This window comes from Acidithrix ferrooxidans (assembly GCF_000949295.1).
In the GTDB taxonomy this organism is placed as follows: Bacteria; Actinomycetota; Acidimicrobiia; order Acidimicrobiales; family Acidimicrobiaceae; genus Acidithrix; species Acidithrix ferrooxidans.
In genome coordinates, this window is record NZ_JXYS01000122.1 from 1 (window position 1) to 9,011 (window position 9,011).

The following is a 9,011-nucleotide window of genomic DNA, read 5'->3' on the forward strand; positions in this document are numbered from 1 at the left end:
AAACCATCGAAGAAATGCAGCATCTCGAGCTTCCACTTTTTCAATGTAAATCTTGTCACCGTCAAACTAGCGTTACCTCCGGGACTATCTTTCATCGAAGCCATATCTCTTTATCCAAGTGGTTCTCCGCTATCTATCTATTGTCCAACGACAAGCGTGGTCTTTCGGCTACTACCATTGCTAAATTCGTTCAAGTATCTTATTCGACTGGCTGGTTGATGCTAAATAAGCTACGAAAAGCAATGGCTGACCGAAATGGTTTATATAAACTTGGAGGAAACGTCCAGGTAGATGAGTTCTTTTTAGGTAGTGAGAGCCATGGCGAAGGCTAAAGAGGAAAGGGAACAAAACAAACCAATGTCCTAATTGGAGTGTCGATTAGCAATGGTGCTCCTACTCATTGCTTCATGGAAGTAATCAAAGATACCACTGCTAAATCATTCAAAGATGTTTTTGTGAGACGTTTAGATTCCGATACCAAGCTGATAAGTGATGGTAACCCAAGTTACGGGGTATGTGCTCGAGACCTTGGACTAGCGCATTCGATCACTCTATCCAAAGACGAACAAGCACATGTAACATTCAAATGGCTCAACATCCTGATAGGGAACTGCAAGAAATTTATCGACGGAACATACCACGGACGTGAGGAACATAAGCAACTTTACCTCGAGGAATTCGCATACCGATTCAACCGAAGGCACTTTGAAATGTCCTTGGTAGAGCGACTTCTCAATACATGTGTGTTTGCGTCTCCACATCCGCTACTCCGCGAATCTGATTCCAAAATGGCTCTTGCTTACGAAACTTGATAAGTATGCTTCGGATTTATAAAGTAATCATCTTTTATTGCGTCCTGGATTATTGATGTCACAATCAAATATGCATTGTTAAAGACGGAAAATTGCATCATATCCATGCCACCGAGGTTTTTATCCAGCAGCTGAATTTGGTCAGTGACTGCTTTGATGCTTTCTAGCTTGGCTACGTCGATATGGTATCGATTTGATTGAGCCATTTCTCTAGTATATCGATCAGAAGTTTGATCCGTCATCAAATACGAAAAATGCATGGATGCGGCCATGTGGGATGAATGAATGAATCACGTCCACCGTTAGCCTTTATCTCTCTTGTCACGGTTCAAGGGGACCTACCTAAGGACTGGCTATCTGACTGATTGGATCACCGCGAGGTATTCCATGTGAGATATTCTCAGCCTCATTAGTACACAGGGTATCTTTGCGAGGTATCCAGATATCAGGTTTTCCAATCACGACCTTGTCCACGCAACATTACATCGATACGGAGTGAGAGCACCCAATTTCATTTGCACTGATCATTTGGAATTACGCTCTGATACTTTCTCCTGATATCGTAATCTTTGAACAAGATCGCGTTGGAGGATAGTGATGTGAGTAGTCATCTAGTATCCCTCGTTCGATTTTTAATGTCGCACGAGAAGTGTCAACCGATCGTTGCGCTCACCGGTTGAACCCAAGCCGGCGCCGGACCTTGAGGGACATAATAAGAACCTGAAGGATTTCCAAATAGAGGACTCCGCGCTAGTCGGTGAGTAAATTCGCCCACTTGAACCGCATGGTTGGCGATCACGAGTAAACGCAGTGGCCCGAATTGTAGCAATATGTCGCACGATAGGTCACACTTGTCTCATGACAAAGATCATCGCTCAATGTGAACTACGCAATAACAGCGCCAAGGTGATCGATGAAGTAGTGGCTGGCGAGAGTTTCGTTGTGACCCGTAATGGAATCCCAGCAGCCAAGTTGCTTCCTCTTCGCACGCTACGCCCTACCGTGGTGCCAAAATCCAGCATCGCAAGTTTCATCAATACCAGGCCCAATTTCGATGCGAGGCTCTTTCGGGCCGACCTTGACAACCTTGTCAATCAGGATCTATAGATGACCACGGAGCTACTTGATACTTTGGTAGTCATCGATTGAGATGATCCTTTGGTCTAAAGAGCCCTTTCTGAGGAGATCTCGGTCAGCGCTATCATACTTGTGGAATTGGTCGCCGACCCAATTCTGGCATTCACCGTTACCGAACAATTAATTCGTCAGGTGCGCCTGCAGCAGACCGAAGCAATCTTAGAGCCAATACGATTCGATGCAGCTGCCGTGCGACGCTTTGGCCAGATTGTTGCAGCCGTTTCAAGTGCCGGTCGTACGCACCGATCGCGCATTGTGGATCTATTTATTGCGGCAATCGCTTACGCCAACGGCCTTGAACTTTATACGCGCAACCCGAGCGACTTCATTGGGCTCGAAGAATTGATTCGAGTTGTGGCCATCTAATCGTCGTACGGTTCGCGCGGGCAAATTTTGTCGGGCGGATTTCAGCGTAAATTACTTGCGGCCGCGTTTTCTTAAGAACTGTCATAACTATCCATTTCCCCCTTTAGCACCCATAAGGTGCCTACTATGCAAACGATGCTTTTGATTAGAGAATGCGGCTTGTCTAGATTCAAGATTGCGTGGTCGCAAGATTCCAAAATCAGTGGTCGCAAGTTATGTCATAGTCAGTGAACAGTCCCGTTCGATCCGACTGGGACTTTCCGGAGTATACGAATGTATTCGCAACTAATCTCGAATCACTTCGATGTCGACTTGGAGCGCCCTGTAGATGGGTATGGCTCGTGCATCACGGGTGAGAAGGACCAGAGCACTCTCCGCTGCTGCGGCTCCAACGAGCGCGTCATACACCGATCCACCGGCGATTCCGAGGCTCGCGAATTTTGGCAAAAGCGCTTCGGCGGCCGACGTTGTCAGGTACTTGATTGATGGGAAATTCGCGCTCATCAGCCGAAGTACGGCTTCCGGTGATCGGCGAGCAGGTGGGGGCAGACGCGTCAGGACCGAGAATGTCTCGAATGCGGCATGACCCGCTAGACCCACGCTGCGGTTGCCAATGGCGTTCAGAGTGGCCAAGTGGTGATCGTGATCCTCGACAACGACGGCAACTGCCACACTCGTGTCCGCAAGAATGTCCACTCCACTACTTTTGATCGGCATCCCTCAACTCCCGGACAAACTCATCAGTGATGGTGGAATTGGAAGCGGGAATGACAAGACGACCGTCTTTCTCAATGAGCGAGTCGTCGAAAACCGGCTGGATGCGCAGTGACGCGCCATCGGCCGTTATCTCGACTTCGCCGGAATGAAGTCCTAGCCGGTCCCGTAGTGCCTTCGGCACGACCAGACGACCTGCCTTATCAATGGTTGTTTTCATACCATGAATATACCAGATGAATGGTATAAGAGCGTTAGTCGACAATAAATTCTTTGACGAACAGACGTGGATGGAATTGTCGGCTCCCTGAACCTGACTGCTCGAAACTATAATCGACACCCTATTGTCCTCGCCGTAAACCGATGGGCCAAGTTTTTCTCAGCGTTAGTTTGGTTGGGCGCTCTCACGTATGAACGAGGATGTGCGGGCAGCTTTGGATACAAGCTTGTTGGCATGCAACTTACTAATAGAGACCAAGACGATAATGGCTGCCTGTGACGGGGCTCGCAAAATGGTCGCAACGAACTCGGCTTGTTCCGACTCGTTACCCAAGTGGCCGTCCAAGGCGTTGGCAATCACCGGCCTCCGTAAATTGCTCCGAATTCGTATTACAAAGGAGAGATCAGTTACCGGCGCGTCCACCTACCCCGGACTCCATGAACCCCTTTTAATCCACAGACCTGGCAGCAGGTCCAGGACCTACTCAGTGCTCACAACACCGCCGGAGCGAACCAACAACCACTACCTGCGAGGAAATATCTTTTGCGGGACCTGCGGGTCTCGGGCTAATGATCACAACAGCACGTAACAGATGAGGCACCGAATCTCTCTACATTGTCTGCACTGGTCGAGCGAGAAGGAGCAATCCCGCTCGATCTGCCTAAAGAGCGAACAGGACCGGATCGCTGATCAACTCGCACGGATTTCCGATCTGGTGACGAGTCTCGATGCGAACTTCGAGCAGGCACAAGAAGTACTGGGCGATACGCTGGATCTGACTCGAGCCTGCCACGGCGCCGACATGGAATCAAGCGATGACACGCGATCAGACCGTCCGATTTGACGGCTCATCAGCCACAAGCGGGTACTTGATTCCACACTCCTCTATGACGCGGTGAGCACGATGGACACCATCACCTTGATAGGTTCTGTCATTCATTGCCTTCTCAAGGTCGCAGATAGACCCCTTAGGGATCTGCTTACCAGTGTGCTGAGCAGTGGCGATGACTATGCGAGTGCAACAAAGCCACAGATTGACTTCGATGACCAACTTTACTTAGATCTAGGGAGGAGTCATCGTCGTACGTACTTAGCTCCAAGGCCGTCGATTGTCTCTTCAAGGGGAATGATAAAGTCTGCGATCCAGTACCTACCACACGGCCCACGACTGAGGTGCAAAAGATCTTCTAGGACTCCGAGTACCTCATAGAAAAGGACGGAATCAGGCGCACTTGTGGGATAGCGCACGCGTGCTATCAACGAATATCCCCCGGGTCGATCAAGAAGATCTCCATAGGACGGTAAAGAAACAACTGAGGGATCATCTTGCTCGTAGAGGACCGCCTTATAGAACGCATCAAGTAGCAGGGGTCCAAAGGAAAGGAGCGGTTCGTAAAGCAACTCTTGCGCCGCCTCCCTCCAGCCTGGCACCGTGTCAAAGTTGACCTCTTTTTCCATCTCCTGAGGAAGTGTTCCAACGTGTTCCCGCTCCCAGTCGTCATACTCGCTGAGAACCTGATAGATGAGACCCCAGCTTCCTCTTGCTATTTCCTCGTAAGGGGAGGGAATTGATTCTAACGGAATCAACTCATCCACGAAGGCAGAAAAGGTGGCCTCCTTTGACTCTGCCAGCTGAGGAGCTTCGAAATAGCGAGCGATAGGCCAAATCCTCGGTGCTCGCAGAGCTGCTCGCAGTCCTCTGCGATCATCGATTTCTAGTTCGAGGGGGATTGCACCGTCTTCTAGGACCTGGTTCAACCACCGACCCTCATTACACTTAGAGACTCTGCCTAAAATATCGGATCCACATACAACGACCAGCCCTACTTCTGCACGAAACTCCAATCTGCCTGCCAACACAGACGTCCCTGAGGCGTCCTGAACCAGAACTCTTTGCCTTGCGAATAGTTCTTGATCTGTTGCTGGGTCGAGATGAAGATACCAGATACGGCTAGACAACAGCCGCTGGCGATCAGTCATACCGCGAACTTGGATTACCTTGGTTGGCATGTCACATCCGTCGGCCCTGAAGAATTATTTAGGGTCACCGTAACTCCATCACCAACGTAAGTCGCAGTAGCTGTGCTGTAGTAGGAGTCAGTACGACCAGTCACACAGGCACCATACGCACCGAGACTTACCTCGCTCATATTGGTTTTGGTATAAGATCTTGCGTCCAACAGCTCATAAACACAGTAAAAAAAGTTGCAATACCTCAAGTACAGATAAGTGTTTATAGAAATAGAGCTCTGGACCGCGCCACCGCAGCCGACCGTCCACTGAATTCCTATGGTACCTGGACGATGACTACTGTTGTGAAAGTAGGCTGGTGTCAGCTGACAGTCAGTATGAGGTTGGATAATTATTTGAGGGTTTGTGGTTCCGACCTTTGCAGTGAGCTCCGATGTTTGCAAATAATTTGTGCTACTTAGAGCTTGCTCCTTGCCTACCAGGGTTGAATTTACTATACCATTAGCGCCCATTGGCTCGAACGAAGGTTTCAAAGTTGCGCTAACGTTACTGGTACTACCTAACCCCACCCCGGTTCCTAGGCTAAATATTCCAATACTAACGGCTAAGACCGCCCCCTTCTGAACGATTTTCCACACCTTCATAATTCCCCCTTTTCAGTAGTCCTGCTTACCTGGGTTATCATGTGGTTCACATGCAAATCTTTACACATCGTGGCGACGAGTGTACGAAATTTGGAGATATTTCCGAAAGCGTATTATCTGTTTAGGGGTTTGCCAGAATGCTCACGGGAATGCTAGTTCGGAACAGAAAGTGGTAGCTGGGCTGGCAGATGATTTGGTGTGATTAAGGGTTCTAGATACTGGGTTCGTGATCGACAATCCAAATATTGCCGAGTACCAAGGTACTCTTTGGAATTGCTGATCTGATTGAGATGGGTGTTGTGATCAAGGAGTGGCCACGTGGTGGAATAGATATTAGGCAAAGAGTTTCACCCTCACCTTGTATTAGCGCTTGGTAAGGCAGTCTCTTGGCCTATTGAGACTGAGGAGGCCGAGAGGATAGCTGCTCGTCTATGGGAGGACTAGACCGTTTTCCCGATTGACTTGATGAGTTCAACGAGATGAGACCGGCTGATGATTAGGGAGCTTGAGTTCGGGGAAGGGCGGCGGGAGCTACATGTTGGTGATGGTAACCAGTCTTAGCCTCAATACCGTTCAGTTAAGGATTCCTTTGTGGTAATGTGTATCTATGCCACGTTCTGGTTGGGTAAAGCCCGCAACTGATCGGCGATTGTCCGATCTCGTCTCAATTGGCCTGCTTGCGAGGGTGTTCCCTCCAGATGTTATCGATGAAGCGATCGAGGATGCTGGCCGGAGGGAGATCCGAAACCGAGTTCTTCCCGCCCGGGTGATGGTCTACTTTGCCATCGGCATGGCGATGTATTCAGAGGGATCCTATGAGGACGTCTTCTCCCAGCTCTCCGATGGCCTGTCATGGTCCAAGGGGTGGACTGAGTCGTTGAAGCCTCCCTCGAAATCAGCTCTTTTCCAGGCTCGGCTCCGTCTAGGAGCAGAGCCACTACGTCATCTCTTCACCAAGGTGGTGCGCCCCTTGGCCACCCCAGATACTCCCGGATCCTGGTTCGCCGATAGGCGCGTGATGGCGATCGACGGCACGTGTTTAGATATTGCCGATACCGAGGCCAATGAGGCTCACTTTGGTCGCCCTCCCTCGAGTCGAGGGGACCGCTCTGCCTTCCCTCAGGCACGCCTGGTGGCTCTAGCCGAGTGTGGAACCCATGCAATCGTCGATGCCGTCATCGGCCCCTGTACCAGCTCTGAGGTTGAACTCACTCGAGAACTCATGGGCCGTCTTCGTCCCGGGATGCTCGTGTTGGCTGATCGTGGCCTCTATGGGTTCAACCTGTGGGAGCAAGCTAGCGGTACCGGGGCTGATCTGGCCTTTCGAGTCAAGTCCACCCTGTCCCCGCACCATGAACAGACGCTGGCCGATGGCTCCTGGATCGCCTCCATTCGGCCTACCTCTGGGACGGGTCGTGGCGGGAGAGATCCCCATAAGGTACGCGTTATCGACTACACCATAAATGGTGATGATCGCTATCGGCTCATCACCACCTTGTTGGATCCCGTCATCGCTCCGGCTAAGGAGTTGGCCCAGCTCTATTCAGAACGCTGGGAGATAGAGACCACCTTTGACGAATTAAAGACCCACCAACGAGGAGCGAGAGAGGTCTTGCGTTCCAAGTCTCCAGAACTCATCTACCAAGAGATCTGGGGACACCTGTGTTGTCACTACGCCATCAGAGTCCTCATGGCTGACACAGCAGCGCATTCAGGACGTGACCCAGATCGAATCTCCTTTGTCGCTACACTACGTATCGCCCGGCACTCTGTCGCAAAGGGTGATTTTCCCCCCAGTAGGAACAGCTGAATCCGAACTGATCTGGCTCTTTGCCATGAACACCCTCGCGAAGCGCCTCAATCCGCCTCGTCGATTGCGCTCGAACCCTCGAGTGGTCAAACGTAAGGTCCTCAAGTGGACAGCCAAGCGCCTTAATCACCACCATTGGCCCTCAACCTGAGCATCCGCCGCAGATATGTGTGCTGGTGCTCAACTGAACGGTATTGAACTGAGCCTGAATCCATAGAAATGGACCAGCTTGAGCCCTTCGGTGTGACTCTGAGTCGGTTTTTCGGAACTGATTTAGGTTTGACGGAGGGTCTATGGCTCGTAACTGGTTTCAGAGAGCCAAATAAGACCTATTACCTTTGTGGTTGAGCCTGTTTGGTCATTTTTGAGATTCTGAAATCTCATTTTGGGTATAGTGACCTAATCCCTTGTCTTCTAGAGCAGTTGTTTCAAGTAATACTCAGTGTGTTAGGTAACCAGATGTTCAGGTGATGGCGATCTCAAACTTTCTGATCCGATCAAGAGCCTCTAAGAACTTATCCTTATAGTGCCAGTGTTCTTCAAGATGCAGTATTACTTTTCTAGCTGAACGAGTGATATGTCCTGCGATCTGAAAGTAACACCGTCGAAGCTTTGGTGTGGTTATTACAGTTTCTGTAATAGCACCTATTCGTGCCAGGTTGTGTGCAGTTGCACCGTGCCAGGTTGTGCAGTTGCACAAATTACTAACCAGACCAGAGCTAATTAGACCAGAGCCAACCAAACGGCATTAGCGTTCTTGTATCTGGATGGAACATGATTCCACCTAGAACTCCTTTGAGATCCTTGATGACTAGTTCGATCTGGGCATGTGCTCGGTGATCAGCCTCAAGGAAAAGCGTTTCGCCTTGTCGATCGGTAATAAATGCGTGATAGTCATAGTCTCTAAATAGTGCCAGCTGAGACCCTGGAGTAGGCTTTGTTCTTCCTACGATAAGACGAACGTCTTGTCTATCTCTTGCAAATGCGCGATATTTCCCTGTATTTCCCTGTATTCAACTTCTGCTACATCAGCTCCACCTTCAAGCCAATAAGGAATTGAAGTCCATGTTTCTTCTGGTATGGCTGCAATAACCTGCTTCAATCGTTTTGACATCCGTGTTGTAATGCAAATGCGAACATTGCCTTGGCTGGCTGTGTCTCTAACGGCTCTTGAGAAGAACCCAGAGTCAAAACGCATGGTTATTTCACCAGTTGCTCCAGCGGCTCTGGCATTGTTGATTACCTGAGTTACAAACTCCCCGGCACCACGAGCGGTATTGGCGTTGCCTTCACGAGTCACTATTCCAAGAATGTCACCTGTTTTACCAACTGCTGCT

9 protein-coding genes and 2 pseudogenes are annotated in these 9,011 nt (G+C 49.9%); 4 read left to right on the forward strand and 7 right to left on the reverse strand.

The genetic code is table 11. The annotated features are described in order from the left end of the window. From AXFE_RS19620 to AXFE_RS16405, 3 genes and pseudogenes are all read left to right on the forward strand, one after another. Positions 1–812 (forward strand): annotated as a pseudogene (locus tag AXFE_RS19620) (IS1595-like element ISAxf1 family transposase); the annotation flags it as partial. 858 nt (positions 813–1,670) lie between these two features. Further along, positions 1,671–1,919 (forward strand): type II toxin-antitoxin system Phd/YefM family antitoxin, encoded by a 249-nt coding sequence (locus AXFE_RS16400; RefSeq protein ID WP_052607011.1) that lies wholly within the window; start codon positions 1,671–1,673, stop codon positions 1,917–1,919. A gap of 102 nt (positions 1,920–2,021) precedes the next feature. Beyond that, positions 2,022–2,315, forward strand: coding sequence for a PIN domain-containing protein (locus AXFE_RS16405; protein WP_200891328.1), 294 nt, complete (start codon positions 2,022–2,024; stop codon positions 2,313–2,315). A 285-nt stretch (positions 2,316–2,600) separates the two neighbouring features. Here the strand turns inward: AXFE_RS16405 and AXFE_RS16410 are convergent, their stop codons facing one another. From AXFE_RS16410 to AXFE_RS16435, 5 genes are all read right to left on the reverse strand, one after another. After that, the gene (locus tag AXFE_RS16410; RefSeq protein ID WP_200891329.1) at positions 2,601–3,011 is read right to left on the reverse strand and encodes a type II toxin-antitoxin system VapC family toxin; all 411 of its coding nucleotides are present in this window, start codon (positions 3,009–3,011) and stop codon (positions 2,601–2,603) included. Positions 3,012–3,015: 4 nt separating this feature from the next. Continuing rightward, positions 3,016–3,369, reverse strand: a complete 354-nt coding sequence (locus AXFE_RS16415) for an AbrB/MazE/SpoVT family DNA-binding domain-containing protein (RefSeq protein ID WP_200891330.1) — start codon at positions 3,367–3,369, stop codon at positions 3,016–3,018. A gap of 45 nt (positions 3,370–3,414) precedes the next feature. Continuing rightward, positions 3,415–3,672 (reverse strand): hypothetical protein, encoded by a 258-nt coding sequence (locus tag AXFE_RS16420; RefSeq protein WP_052607014.1) that lies wholly within the window; start codon positions 3,670–3,672, stop codon positions 3,415–3,417. Between the two features lie 651 nt (positions 3,673–4,323). Continuing rightward, positions 4,324–5,259 carry a hypothetical protein gene (locus AXFE_RS16430; RefSeq protein ID WP_052607016.1) on the reverse strand — a complete coding sequence of 312 codons (936 nt, stop codon included), beginning with the start codon at positions 5,257–5,259 and terminating at the stop codon, positions 4,324–4,326. Next, positions 5,244–5,864 (reverse strand): hypothetical protein, encoded by a 621-nt coding sequence (locus tag AXFE_RS16435; protein ID WP_052607017.1) that lies wholly within the window; start codon positions 5,862–5,864, stop codon positions 5,244–5,246. The genes AXFE_RS16430 and AXFE_RS16435 overlap by 16 nt, the downstream gene beginning before the upstream one ends. A 607-nt stretch (positions 5,865–6,471) precedes the next feature. Between AXFE_RS16435 and AXFE_RS16440 the strand changes: the two genes are divergently transcribed. After that, positions 6,472–7,674, forward strand: coding sequence for an IS4 family transposase (locus tag AXFE_RS16440; RefSeq protein WP_052607018.1), 1,203 nt, complete (start codon positions 6,472–6,474; stop codon positions 7,672–7,674). Positions 7,675–8,137: 463 nt separating this feature from the next. Here the strand turns inward: AXFE_RS16440 and AXFE_RS19625 are convergent, their stop codons facing one another. After that, positions 8,138–8,374 (reverse strand): hypothetical protein, encoded by a 237-nt coding sequence (locus AXFE_RS19625; RefSeq protein WP_152626178.1) that lies wholly within the window; start codon positions 8,372–8,374, stop codon positions 8,138–8,140. 246 nt (positions 8,375–8,620) lie between these two features. Beyond that, positions 8,621–9,011 (reverse strand): annotated as a pseudogene (locus AXFE_RS16445) (hypothetical protein); the annotation flags it as partial.

Coding starts and splice junctions, on each gene's coding strand:
- AXFE_RS16400 (WP_052607011.1), top strand. CDS start 1,671: ATGACAAAGATCATCGCTCAATGTGAACTACGCAATAACAGCGCCAAG.
- AXFE_RS16430 (WP_052607016.1), bottom strand. CDS start 5,259: ATGCCAACCAAGGTAATCCAAGTTCGCGGTATGACTGATCGCCAGCGG.
- AXFE_RS16435 (WP_052607017.1), bottom strand. CDS start 5,864: ATGAAGGTGTGGAAAATCGTTCAGAAGGGGGCGGTCTTAGCCGTTAGT.
- AXFE_RS16440 (WP_052607018.1), top strand. CDS start 6,472: ATGCCACGTTCTGGTTGGGTAAAGCCCGCAACTGATCGGCGATTGTCC.